This window comes from Agrobacterium sp. CFBP2214 (genome assembly GCF_030209895.1).
GTDB lineage: Bacteria > Pseudomonadota > Alphaproteobacteria > Rhizobiales > Rhizobiaceae > Agrobacterium > Agrobacterium radiobacter.
This window is the reverse complement of the sequence record NZ_JARVRC010000003.1, coordinates 490,124-509,935: the sequence shown is the minus strand read 5'-3', so window position 1 is coordinate 509,935 and position 19,812 is coordinate 490,124. Positions and strand designations below refer to the sequence as shown.

The window sequence follows — 19,812 nt, the reverse complement described above, 5'->3', positions numbered from 1 at the left end:
GCCGGGTTTTCTTTTGCGCCCCCTCAGACGGGAACAGGAAACTATGTCCGCACCAAAAGGCAATCAGTTCTGGAAGGTTCGCAGCAGCCACGGCCGCAGGCCCATATTCGCCACTCCGGATGATCTATGGACTGCATGCACCGAGTATTTCGAATGGGTAGAGAAAAACCCGCTGTACGAGACGAAGGGCTTTGCATTCCAGGGTGTGGTCACGAAAGAGACCTTCCCAAAAATGCGGGCAATGACCATTACTGCCCTCTGCATCTTCCTCGATATCGACCGGACCACATGGGACGATTACAAAGCGAAGCAAGATTTTTCCCATATCGCATCGCGAGTTGAGGATATCATCTATTCGCAGAAGCTTGAGGGTGCCGCTGCGGACCTGTTGAATTCGAACATCATCGCCCGTGAACTCGGTCTTCGCGACAAGAGCGACGTTGATCTGAACGGCAAGCTGCTGTTAACGCCAAAGATTACCATCAATGGCAAATCAAGCTGACGACGAGCTAGACTTCAGCCTTCATCCTAAACAGATGACGGCTCTAGAGAGCATCGCAACGGAAATTCTGTATGGCGGTGCTGCCGGCGGCGGAAAGAGCCATCTTATGCGCATTGCCGCCATTCTGTGGTGCGCGGCAATCCCCGGGTTGCAGGTTTATCTCTTTCGCCGTATCCGTGACGATCTGGTGAAAAACCACGTAGAAGGCCCGAATGGCTTTCGCTCGATGCTGGCCGGCTGGGTGGAATGCGGCTTCTGCGAAATCGTCGAAGATGAAATCCGCTTCTGGAATGGCAGCAAGATTTATCTCTGCCACTGCAAGGACGAGAAAGACCGGTTCAAATATCAGGGCGCTGAAATCCATGTGCTGCTGATCGACGAACTGACGCACTTCACAGACACGATTTACCGTTTCCTGCGCAATCGCGTTCGTATGGTGGGCATCAAGTTACCAGAAGCCTACAGGGGCAAATTCCCGCGCATCGTATGCGGCGCCAACCCCGGCGGTATCGGACACCAGTTCGTCAAGACGACCTTCATTGATGGTGTTCGACCGATGCAGGCGTATTTCACGCCGAAGTCGGAAGGCGGCATGCTTCGCCAGTATATTCCGGCACGGCTGGAAGATAACCCGAGCATGGCATCGAGCGACCCCGGATACGAGGCTCGCTTGCACGGTCTCGGTTCGGACGCACTGGTCAGGGCAATGCGCTACGGTGATTGGGATATCGTCGACGGCGCGTTCTTCGACAATTTCCGCAAGGACAGGCATGTCATCAAGCCGTTCCCGATCCCGAAGGACTGGTTGCGGTTCAGGGCGGGCGACTGGGGCAGCGCAAAGCCGTTTTCGTTCGGATGGTATGCCGTGGCGACAGAGCCTTATCTCGCGTCATCTGGTGTCCTTATCCCGCGCGGCGCAATGATCCGGTACAGGGAATGGTACGGTATCGCGACCGATGCGGAGGGCCGATACATCCCGAACAAGGGCGTGAAGATGACGGCGGAAGCTGTCGGCGCTCAGGTTCGATTGAGAGACGGTGGCGACGAAATCAAATACGGCGTTCTCGATCCCGCTGCGTTCAGCCAGGATGGCGGCCCGTCGATCGCAGAACGCATGATGCAGGGTACAACGGGAAAGAACGGCAGCACGTTCAGGCGCGCTGATAACAAGCGCGTTGCCGGTCGCGGCGCTATGGGTGGTTGGGATCAGTTGCGGTCCCGCCTCGATGGCGACGACGACGGCCGGCCGATGCTCTATTTCTTCGAAACCTGCATTCACGCAATCCGGACGATTCCGGCGCTGATGCACGACGAGAACCGGCCAGAGGATTTGAACTCAGACATGGAAGACCATGCGGCCGACGAGGTTCGTTACGCTTGCATGTCTCGCCCTTGGCTTAAGGCGCTGCCGACCGATGAGCAGCAAAACAAGCAGAAACGTGGCGCACCATTGCCGATGCCGCCCAGCGAAACAGGAAGAACGAGGATTGCAGTCTGATGGCTGATCAAATCGACACCAGCGTCGACGATGACGAGTTCGACCCCAACAAGAAGCTGAAGAAGTCCGCGCCGTTCCTGAAGATGATTGCCGATTACCGGAAAGCTGGGTTTCAGAGCTATTCGGACAAGTCGGACAATATCGAGAAGCGCTATGCCGATCTGGAGCGTCTTGCCAGTGCCGGGCGTGATCGTGAATTCTCGATATTCTGGGCGAATATTCAGGTTCTCGGTCCGTCGATCTATTCGCGCCCGCCGGTGCCGGTCGTTATCCCGCGCTTCCGTGGTGACCGGAAGCCTATTCCGCGCATGGCGTCGGAACTGCTTGAGCGCTGCGCCATCGTCGGTTTCGAGATCGAGGATATCGACGGCGTCATGCGCATGGTGCGCGATGATCTGACCATCCTTGCCCGCGGTGCGCCGTGGGTGCGGTACGAGACCAAGACGAAGAACGGAAAGTTTAACGAGCGGGTTTGCATTGACCATGTGAACCGCAAGGACTTTGCCCATGATCCGGCCAGAAGCTGGAAGGAAACGGACTGGGTTGCTCGCCGTGCATGGCTGACAAAGTCGGAAATGCGCAAGAGGTTCTACAAGACCTCCGGCAACGCCTATCAGGACGCCGATTTCGCGGTTCGCAAGGATGAGCGCCAGAACAGCGACGGCCGGCAGAAGGCGGGCGTCTGGGAAATCTGGATCAAGTCCGCAAACCGCGTTGTGTGGGTGACGGAAGGCGTCGATGTGTTGCTCGACGATGACGAGCCCCATCTGACGCTTGACGGCTTCTTCCCATGCCCGAAGCCCGCATACGGTACCACGCAGCGCAACAGCATGATCCCCGTGCCGGATTACGTCCAGTACAAGGACCAGATTGAGGAAATCAACGAGATCACGGCGCGCATTTCGGCGCTGGCGGAATCGGTCAAGGTCAAGGGCTTCTATCCTGCGGGCGCGTCCGACATTGGCGATGCTATCGAGGCCGCGCTGAAGAATGTCGAGAACCGGTCTATCCTTGTGCCGGTGTCGAATTGGGCCGCATTTGGCGAACTGGGATCGAACCCGATTATCTGGCTGCCGCTGGAAGTTATCGGCACGGTTATCGTGCAGCTGGTGAACCTCCGGCGCCAGTTGATCCAAGACGTGTACGAAATCACGGGCCTGTCGGACATCATGCGCGGCTCTACAAATGCAAACGAGACGCTTGGCGCCCAGGAGATGAAGAGCCAGTACGGTTCTGTTCGTATCAGAGACCGGCAGGACGAGATGGTGCGTGTTGCGCGCGACCTGACCCGTATCATGTGCGAGATCATGGCCGAGAACTTCCAGAAGAAGACCCTTTTGGAAATGTCGCAGCTTGATATTGCCACCGATGCGCACATCAAGAAGCAGGTTTCGGAACTCGAAAAGCAGATCAAGGCCATTCAGGCGCAAATCAAGGAAGCGCAGTCTGATCCGGAGATACAGGCGCAGGCCCAGCAGAAGCCCGAAATTGCGCAACAGGTGCTGCAGCAGTTCAACGGCCAGATCCAGCAGCTTACAGGCCAGATTAACGAACTCAACGAGACGGTGACGATTGAGAAGGTGATGGAGCTCCTGCGCGAACAGCGTGTGAGGCCCTTTGTCCTCGATATCGAGACGGATTCGACCGTCACGCCTGATGAGAATGCTCAGAAGCAGCGGGCCACGGAATTCACCACTGCCGTTGGTAGCATCCTTGCCCAGGCAGTCCCGGCTGTGCAGCAAGTTCCGCAGATCGCACCGCTGATGGCGGAGACATTGCGCTTTGTCGCCAGCCAGTTCCGCGCCGGTCGTCAACTCGATGGTGTTATCGACGAGTTTGCCGAACAGATGAAGCAACTGGCATCGCAGCCGGTACAGGGTAATCAGGCAGCGGAAGCCGCTCAGGCCGCTGCGCAAGCTGAAGCCCAGTCGAAGCAGATGGACGAGAAGCGGAAACAGGACGCTTTTGCCCGAGATACCCAGATCAAGGGGCAGCTTGCCGATCACGAGGCAAAGATGCGCGAGTTTGAGGCGGGCGAGAAGGTGAAGGCTATCCAGTTGGATGCGGCCCAGAAGGCGCAGAAACACAAGCAGGACATGGATTTGGGTCAGCTTGATATCCGCATGAAGGAACTGGAAATCGAAAAGCTGGGCGGCCAAATCGTGGCGCAATCCGACAAGGCGGCGATCGATGCTGCCATGGCCGGTGCCGGTGCCGTTGTTGAGGTGACAGCATGACAGAGCGTTTCTGCCGCAAATGCCGCAACTGGCACAATGTCGATGAATGGCCCCTGGAATGCCTGTCTGCACCGCCGCAAGGCGCATCTGATGCGTTGCCGGTGCCGAGTTTCATTTCGGACACCATCGAGCCGGTACAGTCCATGCTGGATGGCAAGTATTACAGCAGCAAGTCGGCGCTTCGAGCAACCTACAAGGCTGCCGGCGTCATCGAGGTGGGCAACGATCCAGCGAGATTGCGCCCACGCAAGAAGCCGAAACCCGATCGCAAGGCCATTCGGACATCGATCGAGAAAGCCACCGCTCGCTTCAATCGAGGCGAGCGCACCTCCAAACAGTAAGCATTCCCTCAGACGGAGATAATCATGTCGGAAATTGATGCTGGCGCTGCACCTGCAGCCGCTGAACCCTCTTCTGCATCCTCTGAACAGGTCGTTCAGACCCCGAACCCGGTTCGCACCGATCCTGCCTCCCAGCCTGCCGACAAGCAGGAAACGAAGGATCAGCCGAAACCATCGGCGCGTGAGGCCATCGCCAACGCTCGCAAGAAGCTCGACGATCAGGAGAAGGCGGAAGCAGCCAAGCCTGTTCGCAGCGACCCGAAGGCCGAGCAGAAAAACGACAAGCAAGTCGAAAAGCAGCCGGTGAAGACCGACGCAAAGGTGGACACGGCGCAGCAGAAGGCCGAAACGACGGCCGAGAACGGCCAGCAGCAGCCCCAGACGCAGAAGCCGCGCTATGAGGCTCCCAAGCGGTTTTCGTCCGACGTGGCCGCGACGGCCGACTGGGAGAAGGTGCCGGAATCGGTGCAGGCTGCCGTCCATCGCGTTCAGCGCGAAATGGAAGAGGGGATTACGAAATACAAATCCTCTCATGACCGGTATGAGCCGATCCGCGAGTTCGACGAGATTGCACGCAGTAACGGTCACGATTTGAAGGTATCGCTGCAAAAGGTCGTGGACATCGAACAGGCTTTTGCGCGCAACCCGGTCGAAGGATTTCAGCATATCTGCAATCACTTTGGCATCAACATGCGCGCGCTCGCCGCTCATATTTCCGGCCAGAAGGCAGAGGATGTCCAGGTTCAGCAGGAAGGCGTGATTAGCGAGTTGCGCCGCGAGCTCGCAGACCTGAAACAGCAGATTTCCGGTGTCGCGACTGGCTTTCATGAGCAGAAGACCACAGCAGCCTCAAACGAGGTTCAGGCTTTTGCGGCTCAGCCCGGAAATGAACGGTTTTACGATCTGATGGGCGATATCGCCTTCTTCCTGAAAAGCGACAAGGTCGATCCAGACCTTCCGCCCATCGATCGTCTCAAGGCAGCATATCAGCTTGCGGATCGTCTCAACCCCGATCCGAATGCAAAACCTGCCACTGCACAGGCCTCAGACGCCATCGCAGCAGCATCGGCCTCAGACGCCGAGAAAGAAGCTCTCGCGGCTCAGACCCGCAAGGGCGAGAAATCCATCACTGGCGCTCCCTCGGCCGGCTCAGACCCGAACCGACGTGAGGCCTCTTCCTCGGTCAAAGACAGCCTCAAGCGCGCATTCGCCCAGGCAGGCTGACAATTAAAAGGAGGGGCACATGGCCCTGACATCTGTTGAAAAGAACCAGGAGATTTTGTCTCTGGCCCTTGAGGATCGCTCCCAAGGCTACCAGGACCTCGTCTCCAACTCGAAGGCGCTGCTTGCCGTCCTGAAACGCAAGGACAACTTCAAGCCTTACTCCGGCCCACGCATCCGCGAGCGCCTGTTGTATGCCAAGACCGGCTCTGCCGTCTGGTATAACGGCTACGACTTCCTGAACCCCGTTCCGGCCGAACTGTTCAATGATGCCGAATGGACGCCCAAAATGGTTGCCGTCGCTGTCACGCTCTCCAATGAGGAGATTCTGAACAACGAAGGCGAAAACCAGCTTATGGACGTGATGGAAGCGCACATTTCCGCGGCTGAAAGCGAACTGGAAGACGAAGTCGACCTTTCGCTCCACGGCAACGGAACGCGTTTCGGCGGCAAGGAGCTTGGCGGTCTGCAGCTTGCGGTTCCGACGGTGACCAGTTCCGGCATTTATGGCGGTATCGACCGCACGAATGCGATCTGGCGCACTTCGGCGTTCGATGCCAACTCCTTCGCTCCCGATATCGGTACGCAGGTGAATTCGGTGACGATCCGCCCGATGCTGAACCGCATCATGACGCAGCGCTCGCGCAACAAGCAGTCCGCTGACTTGCTGTTGATGTCGCCCGAGCATTATGCTGCCTACGACGCGGCCACCATCGCCATTCAGCGCATCAATGACGAAACGAGCCTTGGCAAGCTCGGCTTCCAGACGCTGAAATACTACGGCGCCGGTCGCTCCGCTGAAATCGTGCAGGAAGGTGGCATCGGCTCCAACATGCCGGCGAACACCACCTATGGCCTCGACACGACGAACCTGCGCGTCCGTTACCACCCGGAGCGCAATTTCAACAAGATCGGCCGCGCGATGATGCCGATCAACCAGGACGCCGTTGTCCAGTACATCGGCTTCATGGGCGAGCTCACCATGACGAACCCGCTGTTCCAGTGGAAGCTCTTCGACAGCAACCCGGCCGCGTAAGGAGAAACCGACATGGCTTACGTTTTTCACAATGTGAACATCGGGCATCCTCCGATCAACTCCCATCTTCCGGCCTCTTCGGCGGCCGGTCGATCGACCCCCGGCCCGTGGATTGGCGATATCGCCACCGCACAGGATCCGGATTACGGCACGGGCGAATTCATCTACCTGAAGGGCGTTGCAAACACGCAGCTCGGCTCGTGGGTGGTTTACAACGCCGACGACTTCTCGACGAAACTGCTCGCCGCGAACGATATCGGTCCCGTTGCCGTCGCCATGGCGGCCACCGTCGCGAATGAATTTGGCTGGTACCAGATTCAGGGGAAGGCGATCGGCCGCGTTCTGGCTGGCTTTGTCGACGACGCCAACGTTTACGCGACGGCCACGGCCGGTTCCGTCGACGATACTGTTGTTGCCGGTGACCGCGTGCAGGGTGCCAAGGGCGCCTCTGCAATCGGCACCCCCGCCGCTGGTCTGGCTGAATTCGAAATCAGCCGTCCGTTCGTCAACGACGGTCTGGCTGACTAACGTCCTGACACATGAAGAAAACGAGGGCGGCTTTCGGGCCGCCTTTTTCTTTGCAACCTCTCAGACAGGAACTCGACAATGAGCGAGAACAACTCTTCCCTGACATATGCGGTTTTCAAAACCCTGAGCGTCATCAACGAAGCGGAAAGCAAGAAAAAGGGCCGTCCGGTCTACGACGATCAGGAAATCTGCGAGATCCGCTTCTCTGGCAACAAGCAGACGGTCGGCGTTTTCCCGGCGCATGAACAGTGCGAATGGGCCGACGACCCGGTTACGAGCGAGCGCGTTCGCATCACGTATGCCCAGAAATACAATGACCAATACAAGAAGTTCAAAGCCGGTGCCGCGCAGGCGGCTAGTGGCACGCCCGTCGAAGAACTCCCGTTCCTGACGCAGGGCAAGCGGCTCGAATTGAAGGCCCTGAACATCTACACGGCAGAAGCGCTCGCCGCGCTCGACGGCAACAATCTGAAGATGCTCGGCATGGGCGGCCGGGACCTGAAGAACCAGGCGCAAGCGTATCTCGACAATGCCGCAAAGGGTGCAGACCTTGCCGCCGTCCTGTCCGAGAACGACGAACTCCGCCGCCGACTGGCCGAACTCGAAGGAAAATCAGGCAAGAAGGCCGCACGGAAGGACTCGACCGTTCCGCAGGTGTCTCAGCCAGAGCCGGAATCGGAACCGGAGAATGACATTACCGACACGACCGAAGGAGACGATGAAGAAGTCGTTGACCAGGAAGCCGGCGACGAAACCACGAGCGAAAACGACGGCGATATCGACCCGGAAAACCCGTTCTCTGATTGGGAAGCCGACGATATCAAGCTCTGGATCGCTGACGCCGATCCTGCCTTCGAGATCGATGGCCGGTGGGGCAAGGCAACGCTTGCCGAGAAGGCCAAAGAGATCAACGACAAGATTGCCGCCGCAAAGGCTGGAGCCTAACCAATGACAATCCTGAGCGCCTGCCAGTCCGCTGCCGTTCGGCTCGTCGGACGCAAACCCACCACGATTTTCAGTTCGCAGAAGAAATTCGAGATGCAACTGGCCGATCTGGTGCAGGAGGCCGCCGTCGACGTTGCGAAGGCTTTCGAATGGCAGGCGCTTACGGTTCTCGCAGAGCATCAGGGAGACGGAGCGTCAATCGCTTTCGACTTTCCGAACGGTTTCGACCGCATGCCTGTCAAAAGCCAAGTGCATTCGGCAACGTGGCAACAGAGCGGTTATCGCCAGGCGCGCGACCTCGACGAATGGATAAACCTGCAAACGTATCTTGCCGCCGGCACCCCGGGTTTCTGGATCGTGCTTGATGGCAAGATGCAGATTTATCCGCCGATGGGGCCGAGTGAAGTCGCGAAATATTACTTCATCACTGATGAAATTGCCCGCGCCAGTGATGGGACTTCGAAAGCCGTCATCAACAACGACAGCGACACGTTCAAGCTCGACGAGCGGCTTCTGACGCTGTCGCTGGTCTGGCGTTGGAGAGACATGAACGGTCTCGATTATTCCGAAGCCATGGCGAATTACGAACAGGCGCTGGCCCAGATAGGCGGCGCTGACAAAGGCGCTCGCACCATTGCCATTGGTCGCGCGCGCCTGCCGTATGATGTTGATATGGCCTTTCCGGGGAACATCTTTCCATGAGGAAACCGACGACGAAGCGGAAGCCCCGCAAGGTCAGCTCGAAAAGCTGGCCTGCGCCGGTTGCTGGCTGGATAGCGAACCAGAACATTTCCGCGCCGGTCAAGGATGCGCCCCAAGGTGCATGGGCTTTGGATAACGTCCTGCCCACGGCGACAGGTGGCGAGATCCGGCGCGGAAGCGATGTCTTTGCCACGATGCCGACCATCACAAAGCCGGTCCTGTCGCTGTTCTCCTACAAGAACGGCAATCAGGAAAAGCTCTTTGCGGCAAATGAGAATGAAATTGCCGACATTACCGCTGCCCCGGTCAATCGCGTGACGGGCCAGACCGACGGGGATTGGAGTGTGGTTCAGTTCGTGAACGCCGATGGCGCGGCGTTCCTTCGTGGCGTGAATGGTATGGATACGCCTTTTGTTTACGATGGAGCGAATTTTGTAACGACGCCGGCGCTTACATTCCCTTCTGGAAGCACCGTCACGCCCAACAAGCTTTCGCGCGTCTGGCAATACAAGAACCGGCTCTTCTTCATCCAGAAGGAAAGCATGGATGCATGGTATCTGCCTGTCAGCGTTATTGGTGGCGCTCTGGTTCGTTTGCCGTTAGGCGGCGTCTTCTCGCGCGGCGGTTCGCTTCTCTTCGGCTCCAGTTGGTCGATCGAGAGCGGCGACGGCCCGAATGAATATTGCGCGTTCGTATCGACTGAAGGCGAGGTCGCGGTTTTCTCAGGATCAAATCCCGGGGATGCTGCCGATTGGTCAAGGGTTGGTGTTTACCGGATCGGCAAGCCGCTCGGCGCCAAGGCTTTCTTCCGCGGTGGCGGTGATCTGATAATCGCAACCTCGCTCGGCCTGGTACCACTGTCGCAGGCGATGCAGCGCGATTACGCCGCACTCTCGGCCTCTGCCATCTCGGTGAACATCGAAACGGCGTGGAATGCGACGGTCGACGAGCGCGACAGTGCCGCATGGCATTGCGAAATCTGGCCGGAAAAGCAGATTGCGGTCGTCTGCCTGCCCACGCTGACCGGCACGGAAAAGCAGATGTACGTCGTCAACACCAGAACGGCGGCATGGTCGCGCTGGACCGGCTGGGACGGCAAATGTCTCGAGGTGTTTAACGGCCGGCTTTTGTTCGGGTCGGAGAACGGCAAGATTGTCGAAGGGTACGTTGGCGGCTCGGATCAGGGCATGCCATACACCATGACGTATATCCCGCTGTTCGAAGACATGGGCAACCCGCTCGCTCTGAAGATTGCGAAGATGGCGCGCGGGGTAGTCCGTACAGCCATCCCGGTAGAGGTGCAGGTGACAATTCAGACCGACTACATCGTCAGTCTGCCGCCTGTTCCGCAAGCACCTTCAATTCCCGCCTCCAACGAATGGGGCGCGGCGATATGGGGCCAAGGCGTGTGGGGCGTCGGCCGCGTCAAGGAAATCCAGCAGGACTGGGACAGTGTTGACGGAGAGGGCTATGCCATGGCTCCGGCGATGCGTGTCACGAGTGGCGCGCTGGTCCCGATCGACGCGGAAATCGTCCGCATCGATGTCACCTATGAACAGACGGATATCGTGGTTTGAATATCGTCACCGATGAGCGGGTGCTGCATTTCGTCAGCACGTCGATCGGCGTTTCCTTCGTTCCGCCTTTCACCTGCATGGGGATTGATCGTGACGGCGAGATTGTTGCCGGCGCGATATTCAATGTGTTCGAGGGCGCCGACGTTCATGTGAGCATTGCCGGCCACGGCTGGACGCGCGGCTTTTGCGAAGCGGTGGGCGATTATGTTTTCGGCCAGCTTCAATGCGAGCGGATGACCGCGAAAACAGAAAAAGCAGAGATTGTGCGCTTTGCTGAAAGGCTGGGCGGGCAGGTTGAAGGATTGCTCCGCAACCATTTTGGACCGGGACGAGACGCGTTCCTGGTCGGCATTCTCAGAGATGAGTGGAGATTTTAATGGTTTCGACGCCCAAAGCGCCCGATCCGGTGGCAACCGCTAACGCCCAATCGGCAATGAACCGTGACACGGCACAAACGCAGCAGTTGACGAACATGGTCAACCAGCGAGGGCCAGATGGTGACCTAACCTACACCAAGACCGGTGATGCGTCGTTTATCGACTCCAGCGGTAAAACCGTATGGGTGCCGCAATATACGGCAACGACTACTCTTTCCGGCCAGCAGCAAGCGATAAAGGCCCAGACAGATGCGGCTTCGCTCAATCTCGGCACCATCGCCAACGAGCAATCCGCCAAAATCAGGGATTTGCTCAACAACCCCTTCAAGGCTGACACGGCAGAAGCGGAAGCGCGCCTGTCGCAGTTGGGCTCTGCACGGCTTGATCCCCGATTTGCACAGGAAGAGGAGGCGTTGCGCACCCGCCTTGCCAACCAGGGTGTTGTCGAAGGTTCTGCGGCATGGAACTCGGCCTTCAGTAATCTGAACCAGTCGAAGAACGACGCCTACAATCAGCTTTATCTCACCGGACGCAGTCAGGCGATGCAGGAGGCTTATGCGGAACGCAACCAGCCCCTCAACGAGATTTCGGCGCTTATGTCAGGATCACAAACGTCCATGCCGCAGTTTATCAACACGCCGCAGGCAAACGTTGCCGGCGTCGACTACATGGGCATGGTCAACGATCAGTACAAATCGCAGGTCAACGCCGCAAATGCCAAGATGGGCGGCCTGTTTGGCCTTCTCGGTACAGGCCTGACCGCGGGCATGAAGTATTCGGATCGGCGCTTGAAAACCGGCGTGCGCCGGGTCGGGTCACTAGATAACGGCCTGCCGGTATACGCCTATCGAATGGTCGGCTCGCCTGTTACTGAAATCGGCCTGATGGCTGACGAGGTTGAAGATAAATTCCCCGATGCAGTCCATCAGCAGCCGAACGGCTTCAAGATGGTTGATTATCGTGTTGCTACGGAGGCCGCATAATGGCTGCTGAAGGTGCATTTGTCTGGGGCCGGAACGGTCGCAAGCTCTCTGCCGACGAAATCGCGAAGCAGCGGGAAATTGCCGATGCGATGATGCGCAAGGGCATGGATTATTCCCCGGTGGGTCATTGGGCGCAGGGCGCGGCGCGTGTTGCGGAAGGTGTGCTTGGTGCTCTCGATGCGCGTGCGATCGATAAGACAGCGAAAGACAACGAGGCATGGAACGCCGGAAAATTCGGTGAGATTGCAAGCCTTCTTGCCGGGGGCGGCGGTGTGACGGGACAGACTGCAGCATCGACAGCGACGGGATCGACTATTCCCATGACGAGCGCGGCCGGCGAAGTGTCGGCAACATCGCCTGTCACTGGTGACACCTTCGCCCCTTTCATGGACACCATCAAGACGAGCGTTCAGAACCCCTATGCACTGGCTGCAATCGCGGCCACCGGCCGCGCCGAAAGCGGGTGGTCGGCAGCAAATGCTAACCGTACATGGAGCGATCCGAGCGAAAGTGGGCAGCCCGGGCGCGCAGGCGGAATCATGTCGTGGCGCGGTCCTCGTTATCAGGCTCTTGCCGCAACAGGCGATCTGTCACCGCAGGGCCAGGCGAAGTTCTTCTTGAACGAAGACCCGGCGCTTATCCAGAAGCTGAACGGTGCCAAGAGCGTCGAAGAAGCGCAGCAGCTTATGAATAACGCCTGGGCTTTCGCCGGATACAATCGCCCAGGTGGCGAGTCCGCGCGGCGACTGGCTTTCGCCAAGGGCTATCTTCCGAGTTTTCAGGGCGCCGCCACGGAGGTCGCAAGTCTTGATCCCACTGCCGGCATGCCTGCTGTTCAGGCGATTGAGGTTGCCGCGCCGGCGTCCAGATATGTTGACCCGATGGTGTCGGTGCAGCCCCGTGCGCCAGCGTTGCCAGCACCGCAGACGGTAGCGACTCCGCCCTCTGTCGCCCAGCCTCAACAGGTTGCGCAGGCAACAGCACCCGGTGGCCAGCCAATACCGCCCGCAATCATGGAAGTTCTTTCCGATCCCCGCGCAGACGCCCGCACCCGTGGTATTGCCGAGATCCTGCTGAAACAGAACATGTCCCGGCAGCAGGCTGCAGAAGAAATGCGCCTGAAGCAGAGCGATCCAGCGTATCAGTTGGGGCTGGAAAAAAGCCGCCTTGAAGTCGAAAACCTTCGCAATCCGCGCGTCACCAACAGCGACAAGCTCGCGCGCGAGCGATTCGATTGGGAAAAGGAGAATGGCGGCAGGACGAGTGACATCAAGGAATACGAATATGCTCGCGAGCGCGGATATGAAGGTTCTTTCGTCGACTTCCAGCTTGCGCAGAAGAAGGCCGGTGCCGGTTCCACCAATGTGACGGTTGGCGAGGGTGACAAGTTTTATGAAAACCTCGACAAGAAGAATGCCGAGACATTTGCAACACTCTCTGATGAAGGTGTGCGCTCACGCGCCAAGATGGGGCAGATTGATCGTCTTGAGGCGCTTCTAGCCAATTCACCAACCGGTGCCGGTGCAGCGTTCAAGCAAGCGCTGGGCGAATGGGGCATCCCGACTGCGAAGCTGGATGACATCCAGGCCACGCAGGCACTGATCAACGAGCTTGTGCCACAACAGCGGCAGCCTGGTTCCGGCCCGATGTCTGACGCCGATTTGGCACTGTTCAAGCAGTCACTCCCGCGGATCATCAATCAGCCCGGCGGCAACACCATGATCCTGAACGCCATGCGCGGGATCACCCAGTATCAGGTCCAAATGGGGGAGATTGCCGATGCGGTTGCTGATCGTTCTCTCAAACCGGCAGAAGGCCGCAAGATGATCCGCGAGTTGAAAAACCCGCTTGAGGATTTCACGAAGGTGCTGCGTGACAAGGCAAATGGAAAATCCAAAGCCCCCGAAGGTGTGGATGCGTCGGACTGGGAATTCATGACGCCCGAAGAGCGGAGACTGTTTGAATGACACCAGAACAGGAAAAGGCGCTGGCAATTGCGCGCGCTCGCCGTCGTCGAGCAGAGGCCCAGACTGGCTCTACAGAGCGTCCGGCTAATCCAGCGCGAGATGGCGTTCTGGGTAAGGTGGATAGCTTTGTGCGCGGTGCAGCCGACACGCTTTCGTTTGGGCTGGCGGATGAGGCTGCCGCGGCCGGTGATGCTTTATTCAACCCGGTATTTGGTACCGGCAAGGAAGGAGGCAGCATTTCTGATCGGTATAACGCCAATCTTGAAGCGCAGCGTGCAACGGACGCGGCGGACAGCGAAGAGCGCGGCGGCTACCGCTTGGCTGGCCAGATCACTGGCGGGGTGACCGGCGGCGTTGGTCTTGCAAAGAACGGCCTCTCGCTGGCAGCCAATGCGGCTGAGGCGGGTAAAGGGCTTGGCCGAGTGGCCGCCGCCTCTGCCGGTGACGGCCTTATCCTCGGCGCTGCGCAGGGATTTGGAAGTGGTGAAGGCGTGGATGGACGCGTTCAGGGCGCACTCAAAGGCGGCGGCACTGGCCTTCTTTTGGGTGGGGCAACGCCGTTGGCTGTCGCGGGTGTGTCCAAGGTGGCGAAGACTGTGGCCGCGCCGGTAATGGCTCGCCTTTATCCCGAAAACTATGCCACGGATGCTATTGCGAATGCCCTCCGTCGCTCTGGCAAGTCGCCGGACGAGATTTCCGCGATACTGCAATCCGCACAGGATGCCGGTCAGGACATGTACAATGTTGCCGACGCCCTGGGCGTTACCGGGCAGCGCTTGGCGTCCACTGTGGCCCGCAATCCTCATGATGAGCGACAGGCCTTCATCGACGCATTGCGCTTCCGTCAGGCCGGACAAGGCGACCGTCTCGCCAATGCACTCGCTGAAGGGTTTGACGCCGGCGATACAGCAGCACAACGGACAGCGTCTCTGACGGCCGCGCGCGATGCAGAAGCAAATGCCCTTTACGGCGCCGCGCGGCGCGATGCGGGTGCGGCAAATGTCACTCCTATTCTTGAGCACATCGACGAGACCATTAGCCCCGGCGTAAACCAGATCGTCAGCCCGCGTGACCGGATCGCAAATGACAGTATCGAGGGTGCTCTTTCTCGCGTTCGATCCATGCTTTCGGATGGCAACAGCCAGGTGACAGACTTCAACACTCTGTTTCGGGCAAAGCTGGACCTCGACGACATGATTGCTCGCGCCGACGCACAGGGCGCTGGCAATCGGGCCTTCGCCCTTAATCAGGTGAAGCGCCGGGTAGATGCAGCGCTTGAAGAGGCCTCCCCTGCGTTCCGAACAGCAAACGACACGTTCCGGACACGCAGCGGTGTGATCGATGCTGTTGCTGAAGGTGGAGCGGCGACATCTGGACGCAAGCGCGCGGCGGACACTATTGATCAATTTGTGCGCCTCACCCCGGACCAGCAAGGCGCATTTCGCGTCGGTTACGCCGATCCACTTATTGCAAAGGTTGAGGCAATGTCGAGCGCGCCCACGACGAACAAGGCGCGCATTTTGACGACCCCGAAATTCGAACAAGAGTTCCCGGTGGTTGCCGCGCCTGGCCGTGCGCAAGAACTGGGGCAAAGGATCGGCAGAGAACAGCGCATGTTCGACACGGCTTTTGCTGCTCTGGGCGGCTCCAAGACGGCCGACAACATTGCCGACGCCATCGACATGAATAAGGTTGACCCCGGTGTGATCGCATCGCTTCTGCGGCGCGACGTGACGGGCGCAATTATGCACGGCGTGGGGAAAGCTATAAACGAAGCGCAAGGTATGCCACCGAGCGTCATCGAGAGGATTTCGAAAATCCTGCTTGAAACCAGTCCGCAGGGCGCTCGTAATCTGTTGACGGCTGGAAATGAGAAGCTGACCAGAAGCGATCAGTTGCGGGCGAAAGTGGTGTCAGCGCTGCTGAGCTCAGGAGCGGCCGGAGCCGGGAGGCTTTGACCTCCACCAGTCAGGAACCTTATTGCCGGTGACCTCGATGGCCCAAAGCGCAAGAACAATACCGGTGCCGCCGCCGAGTGCGGCGGATTGCCAATCGATGAGCGAATAGTAGGCGTTACCGATCCAAAGAACACCGATCGCAGGTATCAGCCAGCGCCATGGGCCGGGGCCGCGCTCAATCTTCGGTTCGTGCGGATCGTGATCAATATGACGGGTCATTCTGAAAACCTAACTGAAATAACCCTCGCTGACCAGTTTAGCGCTTTGATATTCTCATCTTTGAGTTTCCCGTAAGTCGTCTCGTAGCGGGATAATGACCAGCATGCGAAATACACGTCTCCCGGCTTGAGGATGCGATCGCTGGTATGGAAATTTGAGTAGACCTCAGAGCTGTATCCAGGCCTTTTTGCTGAGATCGTAAAATCTACGCTGTTAATCTGTTTTTTGGCGCCGTTAGAAATTGACACCCCGATCGGGAATTGGGGATCAGCACAGCCCAAGTCTGTGCGAGCCGAGGTAACTATTTTCGACCGCTCTTTTGCTGCTGCTTTGGACTCAGCGTTGCTGTAAATCCATGCGGCGCCACCGATCGCCAGAAGGATTAAAATCAGGCCTCCTACCTGCTTCGGGAAAGCAAATAGAAGGAAGAAAAATATACCGATCCCAACAACCCAGGCCATTCAACGTATCGCCTCACCAGCGGTTCGTGGAATGACCATACCGGCCGTTCGATGACGGGGTGCCATTGAAATACGGAGAAGTCGTATCACTGCGATAGCGGTTGGAGCCCGAATTGCCGGTGTATGGGTTCGAGTTGCCTTTGAAGGAATAGTTGTCAGTCACCGTCCCGTTCGGGCTGCTCCGATAATGCGGAGCGACATAGGTGCCGTTGCTCTTGAAATAGCCGTTAACGCCGCCGGCGAACGATGCAGAAACGGTTGCGCAGGTCAGTGCCAGCGCGATCAATACAGTTTTCATTATGGATGCCCCCAGTTGTGGGCAGAATTAATGCACAGGTTGTATTCGGAGTCGAGCCGGTATTCGCAAAGAATTAAGGAGTATCAAAGTTTTCGAGGCATTTAGCTATGAAACGGCGATCAACTACCCGTAGTCTTCCTGTCGTCGTCAGGCAAAGACACAAGAACGCCTTTTCTACGACCTTTTGCTTTGATACCGCCTTGAACAATAACACTACCTGCCAAGCTCCGGTATGAGACAACTTTACCTGATTTTACAAGCTTCCAAGTAGAACTAGTGGTCTCGAACGGAGCAACAGAACCTACAGCAATTTTCGCGCTCTGAACTAAATCATCCGAGGGCTGGTCCAAAATTGCTTTTGTGATTTCTGAAAATTCGACGCCTGGGATTCCCACATGCTCGTGACCGTCATCATCAAAGAAGCGGATTTTGCTATCGTCCCATTCGACGTAATAGCTGGGCGTTTTAGAAACAGACCTCGTTTGCCCTGTTCTGTGAAATGCCTCGCTCTCAATGTTTTCCGAGGTCGTGATATAATCCGCTATCCAAGCGTCCTTGTCTCCTGCTTGAGAGTTAGTCGCAGATACAGCGGAGACTTTTCTGAGGGGGCGTTTTTTTTGGGCAGCATACGAGGCGCAGAAGAATGCAGCGATGGCGAAGGCTATGGGCGAAAGTACAATAATTAACTCATGCATGGTTAGCGTTCCTCAGAGTCGTCACTCTCCGCAAGCTCACGATCTGCCAGATAATATAGCACACCGCCTACGCCAGCACCAATGAACGCGACTATAGGAATACGCCATCCTTGTGTTTTGATGGTATCCTCGGACAGGGCAACCGTTACAAGCGGAGCAAATATCAGGGCCAGCCAAATACCGACGGCCAAGTTCGATAAGGTAGTTGCGGAGAGTTTTTTGCGCTCCTTGGAGGCTTCGGTAAGTTCTGACATCTCTAAATCTGCTTGGTGAAAATACTACGCATGATTGAATTACACCATTCTTTGAAAGAGTCGAGGCGGTTCACTGAGCCGCCTTTTTCTATGGAGGCAACATGCCCTTTGACAGCAACGGCAATTACACGCTGCCGACGAGCTATTTCGTCGAGAACGGCGATACCGTCTTGCCGATCCAGCACAATCCGCCTTTCGAGGACGTGGCGCAGGCATTGAGCGCGACTTTGCTCCGGGATGGCCGGTCCCCCATGACCGGAGACCTGTCTATGGGAACTAAGAAAATAGTCAATCTCGGTGCCGGTACCGCGAATACGGATGCAATTACGAAGGCCCAATTGGACTCGCTTGCAACGGTTGTCAACGATCCATGGGCGTTGCAGCCGATCGGCGTTCCGATAGCGGGCTGGTTTGGCCTAGCTGGTACTGGTTACCCTCCCAAAAACAATCCGGGTTATCGTTATATTGATCTTGCCGGCGGGCAGACAGGCGCTGGCTTGTATAACGAAGGTCTTTTGGTGTCCGAAGTCGTCAGCGGATCTTGGCCCAATGTCGATGCCTACGCCACGATCAATTTTGCTGGCTCACCTATCACCGGCCGCGTTGTTCAACTCATCAACACATCGCGTATGTTTCTTCGCCCTGGTTCCGCAGGCGTTCAACAGTATTTCGCCATGCAGGCGCACAATCACACCGTCAACGACCCGACCCACTATCACCCCGGAGTTCAGAACGGCACGGCAAGCACGGGTCGTTCAACCCAGCTAGACCAACCTCCCGCCGTGTTTTCGTATGGCAATACTGGATGGGCGGCGACTGGAATCTGGCTCAGCAATACGGGCGCAGAGGAAACGCGCCCCCGCAACATCGGCCTGAATTACATCATGAGGATTAAGTGATGCCCTATGCATTTGAAGGCGGGGTTTGCTCTGACCCAATCGAAGGCGCCATCGAAATCACCGACGAACAGTACGCCGCAGCGTTAGAAGGCGTAGTGTCTGGCTTCGCTGTCTCGATTATCGGCGGCTTCAAGCTGATTGAAGCCCCGGCCGTGGAAGAGCCAAATCCAGAGGATGATTTGGTTCTTGACCAGTGGAAGTTCCGACTCTCCGCAAGGATCGATGAAGACGCCGAACGTGCGCGCCTCCGTTACATCACCGGCGGATCTGGTCAGGCAATGACCTATCAGCAGAAGGCCCAAGAGGCCGCAGAAGTGCTTTCGCTGATAGGATCTGGCGAGATCGATGAAAGCCATTTCCCGCTCCTGTCCGCAGAGGTGGGCATAACCGCGCCTACGTTGATCGAAGTCGCGCAGGTCGTGGATTACGCCTATCAGACTTGGCGCGTTGTCGGCGCGCAGATCGAGGCGCTTCGGCTGGGCGGGAAAGCTTCCGTTTCGTCTGCTTCGACAATCCCGGAAGCAAAGGCGGCTGCTCAAATCCAGTGGCCCTGACCGGCCAGTAATCTCGAAAATCAGGAGACGACCATGGCGACTGTACGCGATGTACAGCAGCGCTTGATTTCGCTCGGCTATGATGTCGGGCCGTCTGGCGCTGATGGCATCCCGCACGTAGGCGTCGACCGCACGGTCGGACAATGGTGCGACACTCGCTTATCAGATCGCTTGCTCCGGTACCATCTTGAAAAAAGAATAGCGCAGCAAGTAATATAACACCTAATCAATGTTACTGGCAGAATAGAGATGAACAATGGTCATTTGGCGTTAATGTATCTCGGCATTGCCTTCTTGGTCGTTGGCTGCGCTACGTTTTTAGGCGGGTTGGGCTATCTTTTTTGGCTGATCGTAAGTGAACCGGCCATCATCAATAATGAGTTCAGCACGCGTATCATCTCGCGGCATTACTAAAAAGCCATCGCTCGGCCGGCAGCATAACCCGGGACTTTAGGGCGGGAAGCTAAAAGAGGCTCGCACGGGAACCGGGGGGGTGGGCGCGAGCCCCAGTGCTGTCTACAAAATACACAGCACAGCAACGTCAAACGCGCGATATTGGA

The 19,812-nt window shown here is 57.5% G+C and carries 22 protein-coding genes; 17 read left to right on the top strand and 5 right to left on the bottom strand.

Features of this window, described 5'->3' with window-relative positions; translation table 11 throughout:
• Positions 1–43 precede the first annotated feature (43 nt).
• From QRN60_RS09825 to QRN60_RS09760, 14 genes are all read left to right on the top strand, one after another.
• Positions 44–502 (top strand): DNA-packaging protein, encoded by a 459-nt coding sequence (locus tag QRN60_RS09825; RefSeq protein ID WP_284765380.1) that lies wholly within the window; start codon positions 44–46, stop codon positions 500–502.
• Positions 486–2,000 (top strand): terminase large subunit domain-containing protein, encoded by a 1,515-nt coding sequence (locus QRN60_RS09820; RefSeq protein WP_350225261.1) that lies wholly within the window; start codon positions 486–488, stop codon positions 1,998–2,000. The genes QRN60_RS09825 and QRN60_RS09820 overlap by 17 nt, the downstream gene beginning before the upstream one ends.
• Positions 2,000–4,237, top strand: coding sequence for a coiled-coil domain-containing protein (locus QRN60_RS09815; protein WP_284765379.1), 2,238 nt, complete (start codon positions 2,000–2,002; stop codon positions 4,235–4,237). The genes QRN60_RS09820 and QRN60_RS09815 overlap by 1 nt, the downstream gene beginning before the upstream one ends.
• Positions 4,234–4,578 (top strand): hypothetical protein, encoded by a 345-nt coding sequence (locus tag QRN60_RS09810; RefSeq protein WP_284765378.1) that lies wholly within the window; start codon positions 4,234–4,236, stop codon positions 4,576–4,578. The genes QRN60_RS09815 and QRN60_RS09810 overlap by 4 nt, the downstream gene beginning before the upstream one ends.
• Positions 4,579–4,602: 24 nt before the next feature.
• A complete protein-coding gene (locus tag QRN60_RS09805; RefSeq protein ID WP_284765376.1) occupies positions 4,603–5,802 on the top strand; it encodes a hypothetical protein in 1,200 nt (399 codons plus the stop codon).
• Positions 5,803–5,821: 19 nt separating this feature from the next.
• Entirely contained in the window at positions 5,822–6,835 is a 1,014-nt protein-coding gene (locus tag QRN60_RS09800; RefSeq protein WP_284765375.1) for a phage major capsid protein, read from the top strand.
• 12 nt (positions 6,836–6,847) lie between these two features.
• Positions 6,848–7,363 (top strand): hypothetical protein, encoded by a 516-nt coding sequence (locus tag QRN60_RS09795; protein WP_284765374.1) that lies wholly within the window; start codon positions 6,848–6,850, stop codon positions 7,361–7,363.
• A gap of 78 nt (positions 7,364–7,441) precedes the next feature.
• Positions 7,442–8,308, top strand: a complete 867-nt coding sequence (locus QRN60_RS09790) for a hypothetical protein (protein WP_284765373.1) — start codon at positions 7,442–7,444, stop codon at positions 8,306–8,308.
• A 3-nt stretch (positions 8,309–8,311) separates the two neighbouring features.
• Positions 8,312–9,010, top strand: a complete 699-nt coding sequence (locus tag QRN60_RS09785) for a phage adaptor protein (RefSeq protein ID WP_284765371.1) — start codon at positions 8,312–8,314, stop codon at positions 9,008–9,010.
• Positions 9,007–10,587 (top strand): hypothetical protein, encoded by a 1,581-nt coding sequence (locus QRN60_RS09780; protein WP_284765370.1) that lies wholly within the window; start codon positions 9,007–9,009, stop codon positions 10,585–10,587. Before QRN60_RS09785 ends, QRN60_RS09780 begins: the two co-directional genes overlap by 4 nt.
• Positions 10,584–10,964 carry a GNAT family N-acetyltransferase gene (locus tag QRN60_RS09775; protein ID WP_284765369.1) on the top strand — a complete coding sequence of 127 codons (381 nt, stop codon included), beginning with the start codon at positions 10,584–10,586 and terminating at the stop codon, positions 10,962–10,964. The genes QRN60_RS09780 and QRN60_RS09775 overlap by 4 nt, the downstream gene beginning before the upstream one ends.
• Positions 10,964–11,947: a tail fiber domain-containing protein gene (locus QRN60_RS09770; protein WP_284765368.1), complete on the top strand. Its 984-nt coding sequence runs from the start codon at positions 10,964–10,966 to the stop codon at positions 11,945–11,947. Before QRN60_RS09775 ends, QRN60_RS09770 begins: the two co-directional genes overlap by 1 nt.
• A 161-nt stretch (positions 11,948–12,108) precedes the next feature.
• On the top strand, positions 12,109–13,914 hold the full coding sequence (locus tag QRN60_RS09765) for a hypothetical protein (RefSeq protein WP_284765366.1): 1,806 nt from the start codon (positions 12,109–12,111) through the stop codon (positions 13,912–13,914).
• Positions 13,911–15,872, top strand: coding sequence for a hypothetical protein (locus tag QRN60_RS09760; protein ID WP_284765364.1), 1,962 nt, complete (start codon positions 13,911–13,913; stop codon positions 15,870–15,872). The genes QRN60_RS09765 and QRN60_RS09760 overlap by 4 nt, the downstream gene beginning before the upstream one ends.
• Here the strand turns inward: QRN60_RS09760 and QRN60_RS09755 are convergent.
• From QRN60_RS09755 to QRN60_RS09735, 5 genes are all read right to left on the bottom strand, one after another.
• Positions 15,843–16,091 carry a hypothetical protein gene (locus tag QRN60_RS09755; RefSeq protein WP_112635641.1) on the bottom strand — a complete coding sequence of 83 codons (249 nt, stop codon included), beginning with the start codon at positions 16,089–16,091 and terminating at the stop codon, positions 15,843–15,845. The two genes, QRN60_RS09760 and QRN60_RS09755, sit on opposite strands and share 30 nt — an antisense overlap.
• Positions 16,088–16,552, bottom strand: a complete 465-nt coding sequence (locus tag QRN60_RS09750) for a hypothetical protein (protein WP_284765363.1) — start codon at positions 16,550–16,552, stop codon at positions 16,088–16,090. The genes QRN60_RS09755 and QRN60_RS09750 overlap by 4 nt, the downstream gene beginning before the upstream one ends.
• 13 nt (positions 16,553–16,565) lie before the next feature.
• Positions 16,566–16,850 (bottom strand): hypothetical protein, encoded by a 285-nt coding sequence (locus tag QRN60_RS09745; RefSeq protein WP_284765361.1) that lies wholly within the window; start codon positions 16,848–16,850, stop codon positions 16,566–16,568.
• A gap of 119 nt (positions 16,851–16,969) precedes the next feature.
• A complete protein-coding gene (locus tag QRN60_RS09740) occupies positions 16,970–17,545 on the bottom strand; it encodes a hypothetical protein (RefSeq protein ID WP_284765360.1) in 576 nt (191 codons plus the stop codon).
• Between the two features lie 2 nt (positions 17,546–17,547).
• A complete protein-coding gene (locus tag QRN60_RS09735; RefSeq protein WP_284765359.1) occupies positions 17,548–17,799 on the bottom strand; it encodes a putative NADH:ubiquinone reductase complex subunit in 252 nt (83 codons plus the stop codon).
• A gap of 101 nt (positions 17,800–17,900) precedes the next feature.
• Here QRN60_RS09735 and QRN60_RS09730 point away from each other — a divergent pair, with 101 nt between their 5' ends.
• Genes QRN60_RS09730 through QRN60_RS09720 form a run of 3 tightly spaced genes read left to right on the top strand, consistent with a single transcriptional unit; the run spans position 17,901 to position 19,471 of the window.
• The gene (locus QRN60_RS09730) at positions 17,901–18,698 is read left to right on the top strand and encodes a hypothetical protein (RefSeq protein ID WP_284765358.1); all 798 of its coding nucleotides are present in this window, start codon (positions 17,901–17,903) and stop codon (positions 18,696–18,698) included.
• Positions 18,698–19,252 (top strand): hypothetical protein, encoded by a 555-nt coding sequence (locus tag QRN60_RS09725; RefSeq protein ID WP_284765356.1) that lies wholly within the window; start codon positions 18,698–18,700, stop codon positions 19,250–19,252. Before QRN60_RS09730 ends, QRN60_RS09725 begins: the two co-directional genes overlap by 1 nt.
• A 33-nt stretch (positions 19,253–19,285) precedes the next feature.
• On the top strand, positions 19,286–19,471 hold the full coding sequence (locus QRN60_RS09720; protein ID WP_284765355.1) for a peptidoglycan-binding domain-containing protein: 186 nt from the start codon (positions 19,286–19,288) through the stop codon (positions 19,469–19,471).
• Positions 19,472–19,812 lie beyond the last annotated feature (341 nt).